The following is a 21,665-nucleotide window of genomic DNA, read 5'->3' on the forward strand; positions in this document are numbered from 1 at the left end:
GGCGCTTGGCCCACCATGCACATAGTCGACAGACGGCTGAACCCAGGGGGCAAGAGCCTTGTCAACCGGCAGCGGTTCCTGAGGAGGGCGAAAGCCTATGTCAGCCAGGCGGTGCGCGACAGCCTGAAGGACCGCAGCATCAAGGACCTTGCCGGAGAAGGCGAAATCACCATCCGCCGCGACGTCATTCACGAACCCACGCTGCACCGCGCGGCAAAGGGTGGCGACCGGGAGCGAGTGTTTCCAGGCAATAAGGAGTTTCTGGAAGGCGACCGGATCAAGCGCCCCGACGGCGGCGGTGGTGGCGGGTCGCAGGCGGGGGAGGGCGAGGATGAGGATGATTTCCGCTTCGCGCTTAGCCGAGAGGAGTTTCTCGACCTGTTCCTGGACGATCTTGAACTGCCCGACATGGCCAAGAAGAAGCTGGTCGCGGGCAAGATAGAGGGGATACGCCGCGCGGGTTATTCGACGATCGGTAACCCGTCCAACCTGTCCGTCCCCCGCACGATGCAAAAGGCCATGTCCCGCCGCATCGCGCTGCGCCGTCCAAGTGGCCGCGACCTCAGCCGGGTTGACGAGGCCATCGCCGAGATCGAGGGGCGATCGGTGCCTTTGCCCGACGATGCCGCGGCGCTGGAAAGGCTGAAGGAGGAACGGGCGCACATCATTCGCCGCCGCAACCTGATCGCCTATATCGACCCTGTTGACCTACGCTTCCGCCGTTTCGAACCGGTCCCACGGCCCGTGGCCCAGGCGGTGATGTTCTGCCTCATGGACGTTTCGGGCTCCATGACGGCGCATATGAAGGATCTCGCCAAGCGATTCTTTGCGTTGCTGCACCTGTTCCTGTCGCGCTGTTACGAGCATGTCGATGTGGTGTTCATCCACCATACCGACCGCGCCGCCGAAGTGGACGAGGAAACCTTCTTCTACAGCACGGTGACGGGCGGGACACTGGTATCAAGCGCGCTCGACAAGCTGATCGAGGTGGTGAAGGACCGCTACAGCCCCAGCGACTGGAATATATATGTCGCGCAGGCTTCCGATGGCGACACGCTGGCGTCGGACAATGCGCGCGTGGCCAGCCTGATGCAGAATGAAATCCTGCCTTTCTGCCAATATTTCGCCTATTTGGAAGTCGGCCGGGAAGAGTTCGCCTCGATCGAAGCGGCAACCTCTGCCACGGGGCTTTGGGAAGCCTATGCTCCCGTCAGTCAGGCGAACCGGCAATTCACGATGCGCAAGGTGTCGCACCGGCGGGAAATATATCCCGTGTTCCGTGAACTGTTCCAACGGCGCGGTGTGGGCGAAGGGACGCCCGCTTGACGGGGGAGCGCGCATCCGCCCCGCTGTTCACCGGCAGCGACTGGGACTTTTCGCTGATCAACCGCATTTATGAAGTGATCGAGCCGATCGCGCTTCAGGAGATGAAGCTCAACATCTATCCCAATCAGATAGAGATTATCAGCGCCGAACAGATGCTGGATGCCTATTCATCCATCGGCATGCCGCTATTTTACAAACATTGGTCGTTCGGCAAACAGTTCGTGACCAATGAAATGCTCTACCGCAAGGGGCTTCGCGGCCTTGCCTATGAGCTGGTGATCAACAGCGATCCCTGCATCAACTATCTGATGCAGGAAAACAGCGCGACCATGCAGACGCTGGTCATCGCCCATGCCGCCTTCGGGCATAATCACTTCTTCAAGAATAATTATGTCTTTCGCCAATGGACCGATGCGGAAGGCATCCTCGACTATCTGGAGTTCGCCAAAGGCTACATCGCCAGTTGCGAGGAGCGTTTTGGCCAACTCGCCGTCGAGCGGGTGCTGGACGCTGCTCACGCGCTGATGAATCAGGGCGTGCATCGCTATCCCCGCATTCGTCCCCGCGATTTGAAGGCGGAGGCCGAACGGGAGGCGGAGCGCCAGGCCTATCGTGATCGCATTTATGACGACCTCTGGCGCACGGTGCCGGTGGGCGCGAAGGCGGCCGCCGTCCCGTCGGACGAGCGTCGCGCCGCGCTTGGCCTGCCGCAGGAAAATATCCTCTATTTCCTGGAGAAAACCGGCCCGCTCCTTCAAAGCTGGCAGCGCGAGATATTGCGCATCGTCCGCCTGATCGCCCAATATTTCTACCCCCAGCGCCAGACCAAGGCGATGAACGAGGGCTGCGCGACCTACACCCATTATCGCATCATGACGATCCTGCACGATCGCGGCTGGATCACCGATGGCGCGTTCATGGAGTTCATCCAGTCGCACACAGGCGTCGTCTATCAGCCGACGTTCGATTCCGGCCATTTCGGTGGCTTCAATCCCTATGCGCTGGGCTTTGGCATCATGTCCGACATCGAGCGGATCTGCATGGACCCGACGGCGGAGGATCGCGAATGGTTCAGCGATTTTGCCGGTTCGCGCGACCCGGTCGAGGTGCTGAAGGATATCTGGGCCAATTATCGCGACGAAAGCTTCGTGTCACAGTACCTCAGCCCGCACCTTATCCGCCAGTGGCGCCTGTTCAAGCTGATCGACAAGGAAAGCGAGTCGGAACTGCGCGTCGACGCCATTCATGACGAGCGCGGCTATCGCCGTATCCGCCGCGCCCTTGCGCGCGAGCATGACATTGCCCGGCAGGAGCCCGATATCCAGGTGGTGGATGTCGATCTGGCGGGCGACCGGACGCTGATGCTGGAACATGCGGTCATCGATGGCGTGGTGCTGGACGCGTCCGACGCGACGATGGTGTTGCAAAGCCTCGCCAATCTATGGGGTTATGAAGTGGCGTTGAGCGAAGTTCATGCCGAAAGTCGTAAGGAGTTGAAAAGCCATCGTTGCCAGCCGCAGCAGGGCTGGATCGGCTGAAACGGTGCGCCGTGGCGGCAAGCCCCCGGCGATGCTAAGATTCCATTTCCAAAGCAGGGCTGAAAAGCGTAAATTCTGCCGCGTTTCGCGAGTGGCTCCAGCGATCGGTCGCATCCTGCGATGCATGGAGCGCTCAAAAAGAAGCAGGAGAGCATTTTCATGACTCATGCCCTCAATGCACAAGAATGTCTTGAACGAGCCCGGATGCATGAACAGCTTGCGGCGACAACCGCCGATGCGTCCGCGCGGACCATGCATCAGGCAATGGCCGCCGAATTTCGTCGTCGCGCCGCGATGGGGACGATCGACGGGGTTAGCCCGGTGATCAGCAAACCGGTAATCGAGCTGACTGTCCACGCCGCCTGAAGCGCGTTTTCCTCAGGCGTCCCGGCGCAGCAGATACACGTCCATGATCCATCCATGCCGCTGGCGCAGCTGTGCCCGGCGGTCGATGATTTCCGGTCCTGTCACGGTCAAAGGACCGTGGGCTAACGACTGATGCTCCATGCCCAGATAGGCGCCCCACCAGATCGTTAGCCCCTCCGGCTCCAGCGTCTGGAATGCGCAACGCCCGTCCAGCATCACGACGACATCGCGCATGCCGTTGGGCCAACCCCGTTCGCGCAACTGGCGGCCGGTGGTGATCAGCACCGGGTCAGCCAGGCGATTGAGGCAGATGCCATGCGCGGCCGTCAGTGCCTGAACGCTGGTGATGCCGGGAACGACGTCGATCGCGACCGATGGGCCAAGCCGTTCCGCGATCCGCAGGCTGCTGTCGTAGAGGGATGGGTCGCCCCAGACGAGCAGCGCAACGGTGCTACCATCGGGCAGATGACGGGCGATTTGCTCCATCCAGATCGCGGCGATTGCATCATGCCAGTCGATGACCGCCTCGACATAGGCGGCCTGATCCGCGCGCTTGGGCATGTCGAACTCGACGACCCGTGCGGGGCCGGTCAGCAGTTGCGCACAGATGGACCGGCGCAGGTCGATCAGGTCGGACTTGGCCTCTCCCTTGCGCGGCAGCAGGATCAGGTCAGCCTCGTTCATCGCCCGGATGGCGGCGAGCGTCAGATGATCGGGATTGCCCGTGCCGATACCGATGAGCGACAGGCGGATCATGCGGCACCCGCGATAAGATGGAAGAAGCTGCCCGTCACGCGCCCCCGGCGCGATCCAGTCGCGGTGACCGCAGCGCCCATCGCATCCACGACATGGGCAAGCGGTTCGTCGGGCTGATCGACGATCGTCGAATAGTGAAACTCATGCCCGCGCAGCGTCGCACCCGCCTCATAGCCGCCCATCGGCGCCAGCAACTGCGCCTGCCGATAGCCCAGTTGAAGCCGCCGATCCGCAAAGCTGGAAACAAGCCCGAGCAGCCCCGCCATCGCATGGGCCTGCCCCTGCGCATCGATGATCGCCTGTCCCAACACCATATAACCGCCGCATTCGCCATGGATCGGACGGTCGAGCGCATGTTGGCGCAGTCCGTCCAGAAACCGCGTGGCGTTGGCAAGTTGTGGTGCATGCAGTTCGGGATAACCACCGGGCAGCCAGACGGCGTCGGCTTGGTGATCGGGTGCCTCGTCGGCCAAGGGGGAAAAGGGCAGTATCTCTGCCCCCGCCGCGCGCCAGCCGCTCAAAATATGGGCGTAGGTGAAGGAAAAGGCCGCATCCTGCGCCAGTGCAATCCGCTGCCCCGGCGGCGGGCAGCGATAGGGGGCTGCTGATATGCCGGGCACCGCGTCGGCTACCTCTTGAAGAGCCGCAAGGTCGACATGCGCCTCGACCAGATCCGCGATCCCGTCGATCGTTTGCTCAATCTCGTCCTGCTCCCCAGATTGCACAAGGCCAAGGTGCCGTTCGGGGATGGACAAGGCATCGGATCGCGGGATCGCGCCCAGCACGGGCATGGCGACATCCTCCATCGCCTGCCGGATCATGGCTTCATGGCGCGCGCTCGCGACCCGGTTGAGGATGACGCCTGCCACTCGCACGTCCGCCCGAAACATCCGAAATCCATGCGCGATGGCGGCGGCCGACTGGCTCTGTCCCGACACATCGATGATCAACACAACCGGCCAGCCCAGCGCCGCTGCTATGTCCGCGCTGCTCCCATTGCCGTTCGCGCCCCGCGCCGCAGCGCCGTCGAACAGGCCCATCACGCCCTCCGCGACGATCAAATCGGCGTCAGCGGCTTCACCCGCCAGACTGTGGACCAGAGCCCCATCCATCGCCCAGCTGTCGAGGTTGAAGGCCGGGCGGCCGCTCGCCAGCCGGTGATAGCCCGTGTCGATATAGTCCGGCCCGCATTTATAGGACTGAACGCACACGCCCTGCCGCTTCAACGCCCTGAGCAGGCCGAGCGTAATGACCGTCTTGCCCGATCCAGATCGCGGTGCGGCAATAAGGACGCCGGGCGTCATTCTTCCGATCCGGCGAAACGCGATTCCGTCGTGGCGGGACGAAATCGCCGGTCATAGCCGGGCGCATAAAGCTGGCTCTCGGCGAAATCCCCCTCGCCCAGCGCTGGTCCCACGAGAATGAGGGCGGTGCGTTCCGGCCCGCCTGCCGCCTGCTCCTCTATCGTCGTTAGCGTCCCGCGCACGATGCGTTGGTCCGGCCAGCTTGCCCGCCACACGATCGCCGCCGGGCAATCCCCGCCATAAAGCGGCACCAGGTCCGCAACCACCTTCGCCAGATTGTGGACGGACAAGTGGATCGCCAGCGTCGCGCCGGTCGCGCCAAAGGCCGCCAGCGTCTCGCCAGGCGGCATGGCGCTCGCCCGCCCCGGCGTGCGCGTGAGGACAAGCGACTGGCCTAGCCCCGGTAGCGTCAACTCCGCTTCCAGCGCCGCCGCCGCCGCTGCGAAGGACGGTACGCCCGGCGTCACCGTATAGCCGACGCCCAGTGCCTTGAGGCGGCGGATTTGCTCGCCCATCGCCGACCAGATCGACAGGTCGCCCGAATGCAGCCGCGCGACATCCTGCCCCGCCGCGTCCGCCTCCGCGATGATGGCCATGATCTCGTTGAGCGTCAGCGGCGCGCTGTTCACGATCCGCGCACCGGCCGGGCAATGATCGAGCAGCGCGCGCGGTACCAGCGACCCGGCATAGAGGCAGACGGGGGAGGCGGCGATCAGGTCGCGGCCGCGCAGCGTCAGCAGGTCGGGCGCACCCGGCCCGGCGCCGATGAAATGGACGGTCATGCAAAAACTCCTTGGGCCAGCGCGCAAGTGGCTTGTCCATCCGATGAGATGATGCGGGTGGTGATCAGTCGCGCGCCTGGCCCCGCTGCCATCAGCGCGACCGCTTCGGCGACGCTGCCCGTGCCGTAAGCCGTCAGACTGGCGGCGGAGCGCGTGGGCGTGTCCGCTCCCTCGATGGCGCAGGGATCGATCAGGATCAGCGGCAAGTTCAATGCGCGGGCGAGGGGAGCAAGCAGTGCTTCCTTGTGCGCCAAGGTCGCCAGTGCAGTAACGCCAGCGCCGTGCGCATCAAGCGCCGCCCGTAAGGCGTCTTCGCCAGCCCCGCTGCGGCAACCAAAGCCCGCCACGATCATAACGTCACGCTCCACTGCACCAACGGATAGGCGGCTTTCCAGCCCCGCCGCGTGCCGATCGGCGCGGCGCTCGCTATCTCTATTCGCAGCAGTTCGCCGCCCAGCCGCTTATGACAGCGCGCCAGCAGCGCTTCCGATTCCAGCGTCACTGCATTGGCGACTAGCCGCGTCCGCTCACCGGGCAGGGCGACGATCGCTTCCATCATCGCTTCGCTGAACCCGCCGCCGATGAAGATGGCGTCAGGGCGGACCCGCCCCGCCAGCACCGCCGGGGCGCGCCCTTCGATCAGCATAAGCCGATCGACGCCCAGCCTCTCCGCATTCGCTTTCGCCCGCGCGGCGCGTACCGGGTCGGCCTCAAATGCCACGGCCTGCGTGGAAGCATGGCTGAGCAGCCATTCGATCGCGACCGATCCCGATCCCGCGCCGATGTCCCACAAAGTCTCGCCGGGACGCGGGGCCAGCGCCGACAGTGTCAGCGCCCGCACCGGCCGCTTGCTGATCTGCCCGTCATGATCGAACCAGTCATCCACCAGTCCGCTGACGCAGGGCATCACCTCGCCATCGCCCGCCACCTCCACGCCCACCGCCACAGGGTGCGCAATATCGTCAAGGCTAATCTGATCGGCGCGCGCCTGCCGCACCCGCTCGCGCGGCCCGCCCAACGCTTCCATGACGTGCAGGCTGGACGCGCCAAAGCCCGCCTCCGCCAGGTAGGAACCAAGCGCATGCACCGCTGCCCCATCGCGCAGCAGCACAATGGCGCGGCACCCCCGCGCCAGCATGGGCCTCAACCGCGTCAACGGCGCGGCGTGCAGGCCATGACAGGCCACATCCTGCAAAGCCCAGCCGAGCCGCGAAGCCGCCAGCGCAAAGCTCGACGGCGCAGGATGCGACACCCATTCCTCGGGCCGCAAATGCCGCGTGACGCTCGCCCCCGCGCCGAACCAAAATGGGTCGCCCGACGCCAGCATCACTATCGGCTCCCCCCGCCGGGCGAGCAGCGCCTTCACGCCATCCTCAAAGGGCGCTGGCCAGGTCAGGCGTTCGGCCCTAAGGGGTGGCAACAGCGCCAGATGGCGCGGCGCTCCGGTGATCATGCGAGCCTGTTCCAGTGCGGCGCGCGCAACGTCGGGCAGGCCCGCCGCCCCATCTTCGCCTATGCCGATGATCTTCAGCCAGGGACCTTCAGCCACCATGCGCCACATCCTGATCCTTGGCGGCACGACCGAAGCGAGCGCCCTCGCCAAGTCCCTTGCCGAGCGCGGTGAGCGCGCCATGTTGAGCTATGCCGGACGCACCGGCAACCCGCGCGCGCAGCCGTTGCCGGTGCGCGTAGGCGGCTTTGGCGGCGCTGCTGGACTGGCGGTATTCCTGAAGGCGGAGGGGTTCACCCACCTGATCGACGCGACCCACCCCTTCGCCGCGACGATCAGCGCCAATGCCGTCGCGGCCGCGCATGAGGCGGACGTTGCTCATCTGATCCTCACCCGCCTGGAATGGCAAGCGGGGGAGGGTGACCGCTGGACCCATGTGGCCGATATTGCGGGCGCCGTTGAAGCACTCGACGGCCCGCCCCGGCGCGTCATGCTGGCGCTCGGCCGCATGCATGTCGAAGCCTTCGCCGCCCAGCCGCAGCATCGTTATCTGCTCCGCTTCGTCGATGCGCCCGATGCGCCGCCCGCGTTGCCGCGTCATCAGCTGACAGTGGATCGCGGCCCCTTCACGCTGGAGGGTGATCTCGCCCTGATGCGCGCGCACGGCATCGACTTGATCGTCGCCAAAAATGCCGGAGGCGCAGGCGCGCGCGCGAAGATCGACGCGGCACGGGCGCTCGGCTTGCCTGTCATCATGATCGACCGGCCGCCCATGCCACAGGCGCAATCCTTTCACGACCTCGCCGATGTGCTGGCGTGGATCGATCATTCGGCCCATCGCGGCGTGTAGAGGATCGGGCTGGTCGCGCGCTCGATAAGGCGGGTCCGGCTGGACCCCACGATCACCATCGTGCGCATGTCGGCCATATCGGCGCTAGCCTTACCCAGCGTGACGACCCGCAATTGCTCGTCCGGCGTCGATATAGCGCGCGCGAAGAGGATCAGCCGGTCGTCCCCACATTCCTCGCGCAATATGTCGAGCGCCCGCGCAAAGCCCTCCGGCCGCGCCTTCGACCGGGGATTGTAGAAGGCCATCGCGAAGTCGGCCTGCGCGGCGAGGCGCAGCCGCTGCTCGATCAACGCCCATGGCTTCAGATTATCCGATAGGTTGATCGCGCAAAAGTCATGACCCAGTGGCGCGCCCGCCCGCGCGGCTGCGGCCAGCATGGCGGTAATGCCGGGCAGGATGCGAATGTCGATCGCGCGCCACTCGCGCGGCCCTGCCTCCAACGCCTCGAACAGCGCCGACGCCATCGCGAACACGCCCGGATCGCCGGAGGATGCCACCACCACGCGCCTCCCCGCCGCCGCCATTTCCAACGCATGGGCGGCGCGATCCAGCTCGACCCGATTGTCCGACGCATGGCGAACCAAGCCGGGGCGATCCTCCACCCGCGCGACATAGGGCGCATAGCCGACCAGATCGGTCGCCTCGGCCAGCGCCAGCGTTACCTCAGGCGTCACCAGCGCGTCAGCGCCGGGGCCGAGCCCTGCTACCGCCACCCATCCGCTCATGGCCGCCGTCCCTGACCGTGGATCAGCAGGATGGAAAAATAGCTGGTGATCGCCTCTGCCTTGTTTAGCGGAGTGATCTTCTGATCTGCCATCGTCGCATATTCGACCAGCCAGGCGCAGTCCTGCTTGCCCGCCGCTTCGACCGCGCGGCGCAGCTTGGCCAGATTGCGGCCGATCTTCATGACGACCAGCGCATTGCTGTCATGGATGCGCCGGGCCAGTTCCTCTTCGGGCAGGGTCGCCATCAACACGGTCAGCACATCGTCGCCCCAGCTGATCGGGGTGCCGCTCGCGGTCCACGCGCCCGACATGCCGGTGATGCCGGGCACGATCCGCACGGGCGCTAGTGGCGACAGGCGGCTGTGCAGATGCATGAAGCTGCCGTAGAAAAAGGGATCGCCCTCGCACAGCACGACCACATCTTCGCCCGCCGCTGCCAGTCCATGCAGATGCGCGGTGCATTCGGCGTAGAAGGCGGAAAGGTGCTGATTATAGCGCGGGTCGCTAACCGGGATTTCGGTCGTCACCGGATATTCCATCGCATATTCGATGGCATCGGGACGCAGCAGCCCATCGACGATCTTCCGCGCATGACCCGCGCGGCCGGGCTTGCGGAAATAGGCGATGTGGCGTGCATTGCGGATCAGCCGGTCGGCCCGTACGCTCATCAGGTCCTGCGCGCCGGGGCCAAGGCCCACGCCATGAATGGTCCCGCTCATTCGGCTGCGCTCGCTAGCGCGTTGACGGCCGCGACGGTGATCGCGCTGCCGCCCAGCCGCCCTTCGACGATGCAGCATGGCACAGGCTGCGCCTCCCACAGCGCCGCCTTGGACTCCGCCGCGCCGACGAAACCGACCGGGCAGCCGATAATTGCCGCCGGGCGCGGGCATGCCGGGTCTTCCAGCATGTTGAGCAGGTGGAAAAGCGCGGTAGGGGCGTTGCCAATGGCGACGACAGCGCCCGCAAGATGTGGCCGCCACAGCTCCAGCGCTGCGGCCGACCGGGTATTGCTCATTTTTTGCGCGAGATCGGGTACCTGGCTGTCGTTTAAGGTACAGAGGATCGTGTTGCCTGCGGGCAACCTCGCGCGCGTGATCCCTTCCGACACCATCCGCGCGTCGCACAGGATCGGCGCACCCGCCTCCAGCGCCGCGATCGCGGCCGTAGCGAAGTCCGGCGAACAGCGGATATGCGGCGCGAGCCCGACCATGCCCGCGGCGTGGATCATGCGCACGGCAACCCGTTCCTCTTCGGCGCAAAAGCGATCCAGTACCGCCTCTGCCCGGATCATCTGGAAGGACTGGCGATAAATTTCCGCGGCGTTCGTTTCATAAAGATGCGGCATCACTGGGCTCCGAGAAGGGCTATGATCTGATCGGGCGACAGGCCCGTTTGCAGCGGTGGCGCGCCCGCGCGCGCATGGCGGGCAAGGTCGAAGCGCCCGTCCCGTCCGGTAAGCACGACCGCCGCCTGCGACGGCCGGGCGCAGCCTTTGGCGCATCCGGAAACATGGAGTTCCGGCACATGGGGAGAGAGGCGAGCGGCTAGGTCGCGAGTGGAAACGCTCGCCTGCGGACAGGCGGGAGCGCCCGGACAAGCATCGGCGGCAAGGCAGGGGTCGTCAGGGTCATCGGCAGGCGCGCTGCTGCCCTCAAGCACCAGCCCTCGCCAAGGCGTGATCCGCACAGCCTGCGTGTACTGCGCGATGGCGGCAAGCAGCGCTTTTGCCTCGATCCGGCCGAAGGGCGCGGCATGGAAAGGACCGGGCGCGGCAGCCAGCGCAGCGCGCCGTGAACGGGTAGGTGCCGGAAGCTCCGCCGCCATGAAGGGAAGGGGCGCCTCATGCCGCGCCATGCGCCCGGCCTGCAACCCTCCGCTCTCCACGAACCAGCGAGCCAAACGGATCAGCCCGTCCGCCGCGTCCGCCACATCGACCGGAATGCCATGACCTCGCCCGTCCGCTCGCAGGATCAACGCTCTGCTCGCCGACCGTTCGATCCGGAAGTCGGCTGGAATATCTTTCAGCACCGGCGCAGGCCCTGCATCGATGGCAAATCCGACCTTGGCTGGCAGGTCCGGCAGTTCATCAACGCGCGAGGCCAAGGCGGCGGCGATGACTGCGCTGTCGCCGTCGGCGACCCAATCCGGGTTAATCAACATCGGCAGCTGCCGATCCTGCCCGGAATCAGCATGCGCCACCCCTAATGCGACGAGCCTCCCCATCAACGCACCATGCTTCGCTTGCGTCACGCCCCTGATCTGCAAGGCCGCGCGATTGGTGACGTCTATGTGGCCGTTGCCGAAAGCAAGTGCCGCTTCGCACAACCCCACAGTCTGTGCGCGGGTCATCCGGCCCAGCGCCGGGCGCACCCGGACCAACAGCCCGTCGCCCGCCATCATCGGCCGCCATGCTGTCGGGCACCAGCCGCGCACGCCAGCTCGCGCTGCGTCACGCCGCATCAGCTCCTGCATTGCTCCTGCACTCCCGCACCAGCGCCACAACACACGGACGGCACGCACAGGCAGGCGGACAGGCCGCACGCCTGCACGGCCGTAGCCGCACGAAATTCGTCGCTCAAACGGAGAACCGAGCCGTGACCATCCCCTGGATCATGGCAAGAGCGACCTTTGCTCCGGCAGGTCTCCTGGCTTGCGGGTCACAGCTTGGCATGGGGCCTTCCCGGATCGCTCCAGTGGCTGGCCGCCCCATTCTCAGGGTCGGCCGGTCCATGCCTCGCTCGCCGCTCACAGTTGCAGGGACAGCCACGGATTAGGGAGGAAACCCTCCCGCACCGCGTTCCCATTTAAGCCCCTTGCGGGGCACCGGCGCGATCGATGAACCGGGACGAACCCGGCTCGACGCGCTTCATAGGAGGGATGCGGGCGAAAGGGAAGTGGCCAAGGACCGCTTCCTTGCGTCAACCCAATGTCACCGCTACGCCTTCATCAACGATTGTAGAATGGAGAGGAAAAAAATGAGCGATTTCAACTTCGAAGCGACCAGCCGCTTCCTGGAAACGGACAAGGGACGGCTCCATTATCATGAAGCCGGATCAGGTCCCGCGCTGCTGCTGCTCCACGGGTCCGGCCCCGGCGTGACCGGCTGGGCGAATTTTCAGGGTAACCTGCCCTTCTTCTCCCAGCATTTCCGCACCATCATCCTGGACGCGCCCGGTTATGGGAAAAGCGATCCCGTTGATGGCGATCCGGTGGGCGTGGCGCGCGACGCGGTTGTCGCCCTGATGGACGGCCTTGGCATCGACCGCGCCCATGTGGTCGGCAACAGCTATGGCGGCATCGTGGGCGGTCACCTCGCCGCTTCGCATCCCGATCGCGTGCTGCGCTACATCACGATTGGCGGGATCGGCTTCAACATCACCTCGACCTTCCCCAATGAAGGGCTGACCCGCCTCGTCGATTTTATCGAGGACCCGACGCGGGAAAACATCATCGCGTGGCTCGAATCCATGGTCTACGACAAATCGATCATCACCGACGAACTGATCGACATGCGTTACAAGGCGGCGCTGGAGCCGGTGACGATGGAAAGCAGCCGCAAAATGTACACGCGCGCAGCACTAGGTTTCATCGCCCAGTCGATGAGCGGGCCGGGCGTATCTCAGCGTATCGATTATCTGGGCAGGATTCAGGCGCCCACGCTGATCATGTGGGGCCGCGATGACAAGGTCAGCCCGCTCGACGGCGCGCTGTTGCCCATGCGCATCATCCCCAATGCGGAGTTGCATGTATTTCCGCGCTGCGGCCATTGGACGATGATCGAACACAAGGACCGGTTTGAAGCGCTGGCGCTGGATTTCTTGCGGGGGTGAAAAGGGGGCAACCCAACATCCGTTCGCCCTGAGCCTGTCGAAGGGCTTTTCTTTCCTGAAGAGAAGTGAAGGGCTTCGACAGGCTCAGCCCGAACGGAGGGAAGCTGGTCAAGTTACCGCCGCACCACCACCGAATGCCAATCCGTGCGCTCTTCCCAGCCCCGACGCTCCAATTCCGGCACATCCTCCTCGCTCACCGGTCGGCCAAGGCACAGCAGCCCCAGACACTCCCAGCCCGTCGGAATGTCCAGCATCGCGTCCACGCCTTCGGGCTGCATGATCGACACCCACCCCATCCCGATCCGCCGTGTCTGCGCCGCCAGCCAGAGCGTATGGACCGCCATCACACAGCTATAGCGCCGCGCCTCGGGCATGGTGACAGCGCCCAGATGATGGCCGGTTTCCGTCCCATCGTCGCAATAGACGGCGAACAGCACCGGCGCCTCACGCAGCCCATGCAGTTTCAGGCTGCGATAGAGCCGGTCCTGATCCCCATCATATTCCTTGCCCGCTTCCCTGACTTGGCGGTCGACATGGCAGGCCAGCCCCTCGCGCAACTCCGCCGTCTCGATCCGCACAAAGCGCCACGGCTGCGACAGGCCGACGGACGGCGCGCGATGCGCCATGCTGAGCAGCCATTCGACATCATTCTCATCGATCGGGTCGGTCCGGAAATGGCGAATATCCCGCCGCGCCCGGACCAGTGCCTCGAACTGCGCGCTGTCGATCGGGGTGATAGCGGGTCCGCTCATCAAAATTCGATCCCTGCCTGCGCCTTCACGCCGCTGCGGAAGGGATGCTTGACCAGTGTCATTTCCGTCACGAGATCGGCCGCCTCGATCAGAGCCTCGGGCGCGTTGCGGCCGGTGATAAGGACATGCTTCATCTCGCCCCTGCTCGCCACGGCCTCAAGCACCTCATCAACGGGCAGATAGTCGTAGCGCAGGACGATATTAAGCTCATCTGCCAGCACCATATCATAGGCGGGATCGGCGATCATCCGCTTTACCTCGTCCCACGCTTCACGGGCGAGCGCAATGTCGCGGGTCTTGTCCTGCGTGTTCCAGGTAAAGCCTTCGCCCATCGGCTTGAATGTGACATTGTCCGGAAACGCATCGAACACGACTTTTTCTCCGGTGGTCATCGCGCCCTTCACGAACTGGACCACGCCGACCTTCTTGCCATGACCGATGGCGCGCACGACCATGCCCAGCGCAGCGGTCGTCTTGCCCTTGCCCTTGCCGGTATGGACGATCAGCAGGCCCTTTTCCTGTGTCTTGGTCGCCATGATCTTGTCATGGGCGGCCTGCTTCTTCTTCATCTTCTCGGCATGTTGTTCGGGCGTGCGTTCGATCATGATGGGTCCTTCAGTTGGGCGAGGAGCATGGCGGCGCTGTTCGACCGTGGCCGCCACAGCCCCCGGTCCAGCGCTTCGTGGAGGCGCGCGGCGGTCTCGCGCAGCGCGGCGGGATTGACGTCGGCCATGAAGGCCCGCACCGCCTCATCCTCGATAAAGGCGGCGTGGACGGCGTCGAAATGATGGTCCTTCACGCCATGGGTCGTGGCGGCAAAGGCAAAGAGATAATCGACCGAAGCGGCAATCTCGAACGCGCCCTTATAGCCGTGGCGCATCATGCCCGTGATCCATTTGGGGTTGGTGACGCGCGCCCGCACCACCCGGCCGATCTCATCCTCCAGCGTCCGGACGACGGGGCGTTCGGGCCGACTATGGTCATTATGGTAGCTGAGCGGCGTCCGCCCCGACAGATGCTCGACAGCCGCCGCGATCCCGCCTTCGAACTGATAATAATCGTCGCTGTCGAGCAGATCATGCTCGCGATTATCCTGATTCTGGATGAGGGCGTCGGCCTCGGTTAGCCGCTGCGCGAACAATCCTCGCTCCGCATCCCCTTCGACCCCGCTGCCATAAGCATAGCCGCCCCAATCCAGATAGATGTTCGCAAGGTCCGATCGATCATGCCACAGTCGCTCGTCGATCATCGCCTGCAAGCCTGCACCATAAGCGCCCGGCTTCGATCCAAAAACGCGCGCCCCCGCGCGCCGCAGCGCCGCCTTCTCAGGCGTCCCCTCGGCAATCAGCGCCGCCGCCTCCGCCCGGTGACGAGCCGCAGCCGGATTGTCCTCATCGGGCTCATCCAGCGCCATCACGGCGCGCGCGGCGCTATCGATCAGGTCGATCTGTTCCGGGAAGGCGTCGCGGAAGAAGCCCGACACGCGTAGCGTCACATCCACGCGCGGCCGGTTCAGTTCGGCGATCGTCATCACCTCAAAGCCCACGACCCGCCCCGAAGCCCACTCCCATCGCGGCCGCACGCCCATCAAAGCCAGCGCCTGCGCGATGTCGTCGCCGCCCGTCCGCATGTTCGCCGTGCCCCAGGCCGACAGGGCAACGGAGCGGGGATAATCGCCCTCCCGCTGAAGATAATCCTGCACAATGAGGTCGGCGGATCGCTGGCCCAAATTCCAGGCGGCCACGGTCGGCACCGCGCGCGTATCGACCGAATAGAAGTTCCGCCCGGTCGGCAGCACATCGGGCCGCCCCCGCGTCGGCGCGCCGGACGGGCCGGGCAGCACGAACTTACCGTCGAGCGCCTGAAGCAGCGCAGCCTTCTCTGCCTCTCCGCAAGCATCCACGCGGGGACCAAGGTCGCTGCGTATCACCTCCAGAACGCGCCCGCTCGACGGCCCCGGCGCGGCCTCGCCCGTGTCGAGCAGCTGCATGGCATAGAGCTCCAGCCGCTCCACCGTATCGCCGGTGCTGCGCCATGCATCCTGCGCCACGCCTGCCAGCACGTCCGGGCGCGGCCCATCCCAAGGCTTGCCCATGCCGCAGTCGAGCGGATCGAAACCCAAATCCAGATCGTCCGCCAGAGCCCGCAGCAGCGATTGCTGATCCTCCTCCAAACCTCTCGGGCAGCGAACAAGGGAGATCAGCAGGTCCCGCCGCAACGTCCCTTCAGGCGATCGGGTAAAGACATGCAGCCCGTCACGAATCTGCATTTCCTTCAATTCGCATAGATAGTTATCGATCGCAGCTAAGGCATCGTCCCCGCTGCCCTCTGCGCCCGCGTCCTTGTCCAGCCCCTGCGATGCCGCGAGCGCCAATATGTCCCGGCGCAACGTTTCCAGCCTGCGCGGGTCCATCCCCGCCGCCAGATAATATTCATCGACCAGCGCCTCCAGTTCCTTGAGCGGCCCATAGGTTTCCGCACGGGTCAGGGGCGGCGTCAGATGGTCGACGATGCACGCGCCGATCCGCCGCTTGGCCTGTGTGCCTTCGCCCGGATCGTTGACGATGAACGGATAGATTTGCGGGATCGGCCCGGCGCAGATTTCCGGAAAGCAACTTTCCGACAGCGCGATCGCCTTGCCCGGCAGCCACTCCAGATTGCCATGCTTGCCCACATGCACGACCGCATGCGCGACGAATGTGTGCGCCAGCCAGATGTGGAAGGCGAGATAGGCATGCGGCGGCGGCAACGCCGGGTCATGGTAGCTGCTCTTCGGATCGACATCATAGCCGCGCGACGGCTGCACCGCGACCGCGACCTGACCGAAGCGATGGACCCGAAGGGAGAAGACCTCACCCTGACAGAAGGGATCGTTCTCCGGCTCGCCCCATCGCTCGATAACGGCTGTGCGAACGCTTTCGGGAAAGTCATCAAATGCCGCTCTATAGTCGGCCAGCGCGAGCGAGCAGGGCGCGTCACCTCCGGTCATATGCGCCATCAGCGCCGCGCCATCGGTCGGCGCGTCGCCCGTCCGATAGCCTGCCTCCGCCAGCGCGCGCAGGATCGCCGCCGCGCTTTCCGGCGTGTCCAGACCCACGCCATTGCCGATCCGCCCATCCCGGTTCGGATAATTGGCAAGGACCAGCGCGACATGGCGGTCCTCAGCCCGCGTCAGTCCCAATCTGGCCCAGTTTGCAGCCAGTTGGGTAACGAAGATCACACGATCAGCCAGAAGCTGCGGCACCACGATGCTGCATTCCGTCCGCGCGTCGAAGCGGGCAGCGGCCTTGAAAGCGACCGCGCGGGTGAAGATGCGCCCATCCACTTCGGGCAAGGCAATATGCATCGCCAGGTCACGCGGACCCAGCCCACGCGCGCTGTCCTGCCACGCCCCTTGTTCGGCGCTGGCGAACAGGGTCTGGAGAACCGGGCAATCGGCCCGCTCCAATATGGATGGCGTGCGCGGTTCGCCGGGCGCCGACGCGGCAAAGGCGGTGGCGTTCAGAATGACGTCCGGCCGAGCCGCCCCGATCACCCCTTCCAGAAAGTCGCGCGCAAAGGGTTCCCGCAACGCCCGTACATGGACCGGTAGGACATTAAGCCCCGCAGCCCGCAATCCCGCGATCATCGCGTCCACTGCCTCCAGCGTTCCGGCGATCAACAAGGCGCGGTAGAAAAGGAACAGCGCTGTCGGCTGGCCGGATGTCCAACCGGCCTTCACCTGTTCCAGCGTTGGGCGTTCGACACCGGGAAGATACAGGCCCGCGTCGGCGACCGGAACCGGCGCGTCAGGCGCGCCCGCGTCCAACCCTGCAATCCGCGCGGCGGTCCTTAGAAAAGCCGTGGCATTGGCGACGCCACCCTGCCGCAGATAATCGCGCAGCCGGTCGCATATTTTCGGGGGCAGGGTGGACGCCATCCGCAGTTCGGGGTCATCCTCCCGCCCATCCGCGATGGCGGCGAAGGCAATGCCCCTGTCGCGCGCGACATTGGCAATTTCCTCAATGCCATAGGGCCAATAGCTTTTGCCCCCCAACAGCACCACGCAGACGAATTTTGCGTGGGAAATCACCTTCTCGACATAGAGATCGACCGAATAGGGATGCTTGAGCTGAAGGAGATTGGCCAGCCGGGTCGACGGCGCACCTTCTCCCAGCATGGCGGCGGCGCTGGCAAAACAGGCAAGATCGCTGTCCGCCACGGTCAGCAGCACGATGTCGCCCGGCGATTGGCCAAGATCGATCGCTTCGTCTCCGTTGGAGACTGTGCCCGGCGTGGCGGTCAGCAAATGCATCAGGCGACCGCCATCTGCTTGATGAATGCCCGTTCGATCGCCGCCCGGTCCAGCCCCGCCTGGCCGATCACGACCAGTCGCGATCGGCGCTCCTCATGCACCTGCCAGTGCCGGTCATAATGATGCTGGATGCGTGGCCCGACCGCCTGAATGACCAGCCTTGCCGGACGGCCCGCAATGGCGACGAAGCCCTTCACCCGCAATATGTCGTGATCGGCTATGACCTGCTTCAGAGCATCCAGCAGCGGCGCAGGATTGCCCAATTCCCCCAACTCCATGACGAAGCTGTCGAAATCCTCATGGTCATGATCCTCCTCCTCGTCATGGTGGGAGGGGCGGGCGTCAACCTGATCCTCGACCCCGGCATCAAGGCCGAGCAGGACCGCCGGGTCGATCTCCCCCCGCGCGGTGCGGACGATACGCACGCCCGGCCGGATTTCCGCCGCCAGATCCCGCTCCAGTTCCGCAAGCCTGCCGCCCTCGACCAAGTCGGTCTTGTTCAGCAGCACAAGGTCGGCACAGGCCAGCTGATCCTCGAAGAGCTCCTCGATCGGGCTGTCATGGTCCAGCGTCGGATCAGCCGCCCGAGCGGCAGCCAGCGCTTCCTCGTCATGGGCGAAGCGGCCCGCCGCCAGTGCATCGGCATCGATGAGTGCAATCACCCCGTCCACCGTCGCCCGTGTCCGGATATCGGGCCACTGAAACGCCTTCACCAGCGGCTTTGGCAGGGCGAGGCCCGATGTCTCGATGATGATATGATCGGGCGGCACATCCCGGTCGAGCAGCCGCTGCATCGTCGGCAGGAAATCGTCCGCCACGGTGCAGCAGATGCAACCATTGGCCAGCTCGATAATATCCTCATCCGGGCAAGCCTCATCGCCGCACCCCTTCACCAGCGACCCATCGACGCCGACATCGCCAAATTCGTTGATGATGAGGGCAAGCCGCCGCCCACCCGCATTTTCGATCAGGTGGCGGATCAGCGTCGTCTTACCGGCGCCCAAAAATCCGGTGATGACGGTGGCGGGAACTTTGCTCATAAAGTCTGTCCTTGATTGGAGAGGAGCACCTCGATCTCGTCGAAGCGCTTCCAGCGGTAGATGATCCAGCTCACCAGCCAGCAGGCGGCGAACAGGCCGATGATGAAGAAGCCGAGGCTGTTGAAGTGCTCACCCAGATTGGCGGCCACCGACCAGACGCCGCCCGTCAGGCCCAGCTTGTCGCCCAGCAGCGCCGCCGCCTCGATCCCGCCGATGACGATCGCGACCAGCGCGGACACCGATGTGATGGTGATGTTGTAGTAGAGCTTGCGGATCGGCTTCACGAACGCCCATTGATAGGCGCCCATCATCAGCGCGCCGTCCGCCGTGTCGATCAGCGCCATGCCCGCCGCGAACAGCAGGGGAAAGATGAGCACGGTGGCGATCGAAAGGCCGCTCGCCGCTTGCCCCGCCGACAGGCCAAGGATCGCGACTTCGGTCGCCGTGTCAAATCCTAGCCCGAACAGAAAGCCCAGCGGCGCCATGTGCCAGCTGCGCGTGACCAGACGGAACAGCGGCCGGAATAGGCGGGCCAACATGCCCCGATTGCCCAGCAATATGTCCATATCTTCATCGACATAGGCGCCACCACTGCGGACGTGGTTGAAGGTCTTTAGAACCGACCGCAGGATGATGAGGTTCATCGCGGCAATGGTGAAGAGGAAGGTAGCGGAGATGATCGTCGCGATCGTCCCGCCGATCTCGCCCGCCGCCTCGACACGGCTAAGCGCGCTGGCGGCGAAAGCGATTCCGACGGCGGCGATCAGCACGATCCCGCTATGGCCGATCGCGAACCACAGGCCGACGGTCAGCGGCCGCTGACCTTCCTGCATCAGCTTGCGGGTCACATTGTCGATGGCGGCGATATGGTCGGCATCGACTGCGTGGCGCAGGCCCAGGCTCCAGGCGAGCAGGGCGGTGCCCAGCATCATCGTGTCGCCCGCAAAGATCAGCAAGGCGCAAAGCCACAAAGCGACATTGGCGGCGATCAGCGCGCTGAACATGAACGTGGCACGGCTGCGAAGCGCCGGAAATTGCATAACCATTGGAGACATGGCTCCCGTCAGCGTCAGCGAGACTGGACGGGGCCTCCGCTACGCGGCCGACATCACGCGCCGGACGGACGCGATGAAGCGTCCGGCACATGAAGCCGGTGCGGTCCCGCCGCACGCGTCGCTCAGACGGAATACCGTGCCCCGGCCATCCCCTGGGCCAAAGCAAGAGCGACCAGACGCCGACAGGTCTCCTGGCTTGCGGGTCATCGCTCGACACATGGCCTTCCCAGGCCTCGCATGATTTAGCGTCCGGCCCAGTGGCTGACCCCCCGACAAGTGACGGAAGGTCGATATGCGTCTCGCTCACCGCTTACAGTTGCAGGGACAGCCGCGGATTTGGGCGCCTTGTCAGCAACCCGCACCGCATTCCCTTTAAAGCCCTTTCGGGCACCGGCGCGATCGTGGCCGTGCATAGATGGCTTAGCCACCAAAGGGAAGCGGCAGTTGCATGGCCGCGTCCATTTGCTTGCCGGAGGCACATTGCCCGCCTAGACCGGCCCTATGTCTTCGCCCTTCTCCTTCACCCGCATCACCCCCGATGGCGAAGCATCGCCCGTGACGCGCGAGTTGGCGGAGGAAGTGCCCGTCGCGATCGAGTTCAACGGCGTTGGCTATGCCGTGTTGATGGCGACGCCCGCCGACGTTGCGGAACTGGTGCAGGGGTTCGCGCTGGCCGAGCGGCTGGTCATCCCATCCGACGCGCCGATCGACGTCGAGGTCCATGCTACGGAGCAGGGCTTGGTCGCACGGGCCACTCTACCGGAAGACCGCGTCGAGGGGCTGCTCGGCCGGGTCCGTCATCGCGTCTCCGATTCCTCCTGTGGTCTGTGCGGCGTGGAAAATCTGGAGCAGGCGATGCGGCCCCTGCCTGCCGTGACCGCCCGATCGGAAGCGAGCCGGGAAGCTATCTTCGGCGCCTTGCGCGATCTTGCCGCACATCAGCCGCTCAACCGGCAAACCGGCGCGGTCCATGCCGCTGCCTTGGCGGGACCGGATGGCGCGATCCGCCTCGCCTATGAGGATGTGGGCCGCCACAATGCCTTCGACAAGCTGATCGGGGCCATGCGGCGGGGGCAAATGTCCTGGGATGGCGGTTTCGCGGTGCTGTCCTCCCGCTGTTCCTTTGAGCTAGTGGAAAAGGCGGCGCTCGCCAATTGCCCCCTGCTCGTCACCATCTCCGCCCCGACACGTCTCGCAGCCGAACGCGCGGCCAGCGCCGGATTGCCGATCATCGTGCTTGCCCGGCCCGATGCCGTGCTCGCGGTGGGCGAACTGCCCGACTGACGAAGCGCCGCTCCATCTACCGCTTGCGGACGCGCCACCGCCTCTTTATCAGCAGCCCCGCGACAGGTTCCCCTCGGGGATCAAAAGGGAAGTCGGGTGTAATGCCCGCGCTGCCCCTGCAACTGTAAGCGGTGAGTGGACCGGCCACGCAGCCATTGGGGGAGCTTTTCTCCCGAGAAGGCGGCCGGTACGCAGCGACCCGTGAGCCAGGAGACCTGCCTGCCGCAGTCGTTCTTCGGCCGGACAGGGTGTGCCGGACGAACGGGGTTCCCCTCGCGGACGACAGCCACCGCCTTGCTCGCCATACGGCCGG

20 protein-coding genes and 3 riboswitches are annotated in these 21,665 nt (G+C 65.0%); of the genes, 6 read left to right on the top strand and 14 right to left on the bottom strand.

Going from position 1 to position 21,665, the window contains the following annotated elements:
* Window positions 1-15 precede the first annotated feature (15 nt).
* The 3 genes from ACWNC0_RS00475 (at window position 16) to ACWNC0_RS00485 (ending at window position 3,230) form a co-directional block, all read left to right on the top strand.
* The gene (locus ACWNC0_RS00475) at window positions 16-1,326 is read left to right on the top strand and encodes a YeaH/YhbH family protein (RefSeq protein WP_449468821.1); all 1,311 of its coding nucleotides are present in this window, start codon (window positions 16-18) and stop codon (window positions 1,324-1,326) included.
* A complete protein-coding gene (locus tag ACWNC0_RS00480) occupies window positions 1,323-2,864 on the top strand; it encodes a SpoVR family protein (RefSeq protein ID WP_449468822.1) in 1,542 nt (513 codons plus the stop codon). Before ACWNC0_RS00475 ends, ACWNC0_RS00480 begins: the two co-directional genes overlap by 4 nt.
* Window positions 2,865-3,068: 204 nt before the next feature.
* Complete coding sequence (locus tag ACWNC0_RS00485; protein ID WP_449468824.1) at window positions 3,069-3,230, top strand: hypothetical protein; 162 nt, start codon at window positions 3,069-3,071, stop codon at window positions 3,228-3,230.
* A 12-nt stretch (window positions 3,231-3,242) separates the two neighbouring features.
* Here the strand turns inward: ACWNC0_RS00485 and cobF are convergent, their stop codons facing one another.
* From cobF to cbiE, 5 genes are read right to left on the bottom strand one after another with little or no spacing between them, the layout of a single operon-like run.
* Window positions 3,243-3,986 carry a precorrin-6A synthase (deacetylating) gene (gene cobF, locus ACWNC0_RS00490; RefSeq protein ID WP_449468825.1) on the bottom strand — a complete coding sequence of 248 codons (744 nt, stop codon included), beginning with the start codon at window positions 3,984-3,986 and terminating at the stop codon, window positions 3,243-3,245.
* Window positions 3,983-5,290 carry a cobyrinate a,c-diamide synthase gene (locus ACWNC0_RS00495; protein WP_449468827.1) on the bottom strand — a complete coding sequence of 436 codons (1,308 nt, stop codon included), beginning with the start codon at window positions 5,288-5,290 and terminating at the stop codon, window positions 3,983-3,985. Before ACWNC0_RS00495 ends, cobF begins: the two co-directional genes overlap by 4 nt.
* Entirely contained in the window at window positions 5,287-6,072 is a 786-nt protein-coding gene (gene cobM, locus ACWNC0_RS00500; protein WP_449468829.1) for a precorrin-4 C(11)-methyltransferase, read from the bottom strand. The genes ACWNC0_RS00495 and cobM overlap by 4 nt, the downstream gene beginning before the upstream one ends.
* A complete protein-coding gene (locus ACWNC0_RS00505; RefSeq protein ID WP_449468830.1) occupies window positions 6,069-6,425 on the bottom strand; it encodes a cobalamin biosynthesis protein in 357 nt (118 codons plus the stop codon). The genes cobM and ACWNC0_RS00505 overlap by 4 nt, the downstream gene beginning before the upstream one ends.
* Window positions 6,422-7,624 (bottom strand): precorrin-6y C5,15-methyltransferase (decarboxylating) subunit CbiE, encoded by a 1,203-nt coding sequence (gene cbiE / locus ACWNC0_RS00510; RefSeq protein ID WP_449468832.1) that lies wholly within the window; start codon window positions 7,622-7,624, stop codon window positions 6,422-6,424. The genes ACWNC0_RS00505 and cbiE overlap by 4 nt, the downstream gene beginning before the upstream one ends.
* On the opposite strand from cbiE, the gene ACWNC0_RS00515 reads away from it, so the two are divergent.
* Window positions 7,623-8,372, top strand: coding sequence for a cobalt-precorrin-6A reductase (locus tag ACWNC0_RS00515; RefSeq protein ID WP_449468833.1), 750 nt, complete (start codon window positions 7,623-7,625; stop codon window positions 8,370-8,372). The genes cbiE and ACWNC0_RS00515 overlap by 2 nt on opposite strands.
* On the opposite strand, the gene cobJ is transcribed toward ACWNC0_RS00515, so the two are convergent.
* Genes cobJ through ACWNC0_RS00535 form a run of 4 tightly spaced genes read right to left on the bottom strand, consistent with a single transcriptional unit; the run spans window position 8,348 to window position 11,557 of the window.
* Window positions 8,348-9,097, bottom strand: coding sequence for a precorrin-3B C(17)-methyltransferase (cobJ, locus tag ACWNC0_RS00520; RefSeq protein WP_449468834.1), 750 nt, complete (start codon window positions 9,095-9,097; stop codon window positions 8,348-8,350). The genes ACWNC0_RS00515 and cobJ overlap by 25 nt on opposite strands.
* Window positions 9,094-9,816, bottom strand: a complete 723-nt coding sequence (cobI, locus tag ACWNC0_RS00525; protein WP_449468835.1) for a precorrin-2 C(20)-methyltransferase — start codon at window positions 9,814-9,816, stop codon at window positions 9,094-9,096. The genes cobJ and cobI overlap by 4 nt, the downstream gene beginning before the upstream one ends.
* A complete protein-coding gene (locus ACWNC0_RS00530) occupies window positions 9,813-10,442 on the bottom strand; it encodes a precorrin-8X methylmutase (protein WP_449468837.1) in 630 nt (209 codons plus the stop codon). The genes cobI and ACWNC0_RS00530 overlap by 4 nt, the downstream gene beginning before the upstream one ends.
* Entirely contained in the window at window positions 10,442-11,557 is a 1,116-nt protein-coding gene (locus tag ACWNC0_RS00535) for a cobalamin biosynthesis protein CobG (RefSeq protein WP_449468838.1), read from the bottom strand. The genes ACWNC0_RS00530 and ACWNC0_RS00535 overlap by 1 nt, the downstream gene beginning before the upstream one ends.
* Window positions 11,558-11,715: 158 nt before the next feature.
* A riboswitch (cobalamin riboswitch) is annotated at window positions 11,716-11,940 on the bottom strand.
* A gap of 132 nt (window positions 11,941-12,072) precedes the next feature.
* Here ACWNC0_RS00535 and ACWNC0_RS00540 point away from each other — a divergent pair.
* The gene (locus ACWNC0_RS00540) at window positions 12,073-12,927 is read left to right on the top strand and encodes an alpha/beta fold hydrolase (protein ID WP_449468839.1); all 855 of its coding nucleotides are present in this window, start codon (window positions 12,073-12,075) and stop codon (window positions 12,925-12,927) included.
* Between the two features lie 113 nt (window positions 12,928-13,040).
* Here ACWNC0_RS00540 and bluB read toward each other — a convergent pair whose 3' ends face one another.
* The 5 genes from bluB to ACWNC0_RS00565 are packed head-to-tail and all read right to left on the bottom strand — an operon-like array spanning window position 13,041 to window position 20,059.
* Window positions 13,041-13,679 (bottom strand): 5,6-dimethylbenzimidazole synthase, encoded by a 639-nt coding sequence (gene bluB / locus ACWNC0_RS00545; protein ID WP_449468840.1) that lies wholly within the window; start codon window positions 13,677-13,679, stop codon window positions 13,041-13,043.
* A complete protein-coding gene (cobO, locus tag ACWNC0_RS00550; protein ID WP_449468841.1) occupies window positions 13,679-14,284 on the bottom strand; it encodes a cob(I)yrinic acid a,c-diamide adenosyltransferase in 606 nt (201 codons plus the stop codon). Before cobO ends, bluB begins: the two co-directional genes overlap by 1 nt.
* On the bottom strand, window positions 14,281-17,973 hold the full coding sequence (cobN, locus tag ACWNC0_RS00555) for a cobaltochelatase subunit CobN (RefSeq protein WP_449468842.1): 3,693 nt from the start codon (window positions 17,971-17,973) through the stop codon (window positions 14,281-14,283). The genes cobO and cobN overlap by 4 nt, the downstream gene beginning before the upstream one ends.
* Window positions 17,973-19,013 carry a cobalamin biosynthesis protein CobW gene (gene cobW / locus ACWNC0_RS00560; protein ID WP_449468844.1) on the bottom strand — a complete coding sequence of 347 codons (1,041 nt, stop codon included), beginning with the start codon at window positions 19,011-19,013 and terminating at the stop codon, window positions 17,973-17,975. The genes cobN and cobW overlap by 1 nt, the downstream gene beginning before the upstream one ends.
* Window positions 19,010-20,059, bottom strand: coding sequence for a HoxN/HupN/NixA family nickel/cobalt transporter (locus tag ACWNC0_RS00565; RefSeq protein WP_449468845.1), 1,050 nt, complete (start codon window positions 20,057-20,059; stop codon window positions 19,010-19,012). Before ACWNC0_RS00565 ends, cobW begins: the two co-directional genes overlap by 4 nt.
* A 173-nt stretch (window positions 20,060-20,232) precedes the next feature.
* A riboswitch (cobalamin riboswitch) is annotated at window positions 20,233-20,478 on the bottom strand.
* Between the two features lie 91 nt (window positions 20,479-20,569).
* Between ACWNC0_RS00565 and fdhD the strand changes: the two genes are divergently transcribed.
* Window positions 20,570-21,352, top strand: a complete 783-nt coding sequence (fdhD, locus tag ACWNC0_RS00570; RefSeq protein WP_449468846.1) for a formate dehydrogenase accessory sulfurtransferase FdhD — start codon at window positions 20,570-20,572, stop codon at window positions 21,350-21,352.
* Between the two features lie 47 nt (window positions 21,353-21,399).
* A riboswitch (cobalamin riboswitch) is annotated at window positions 21,400-21,589 on the top strand.
* Window positions 21,590-21,665: the final 76 nt, after the last annotated feature.

The sequence above is a fragment of the Sphingobium chungangianum genome, from assembly GCF_977014255.1.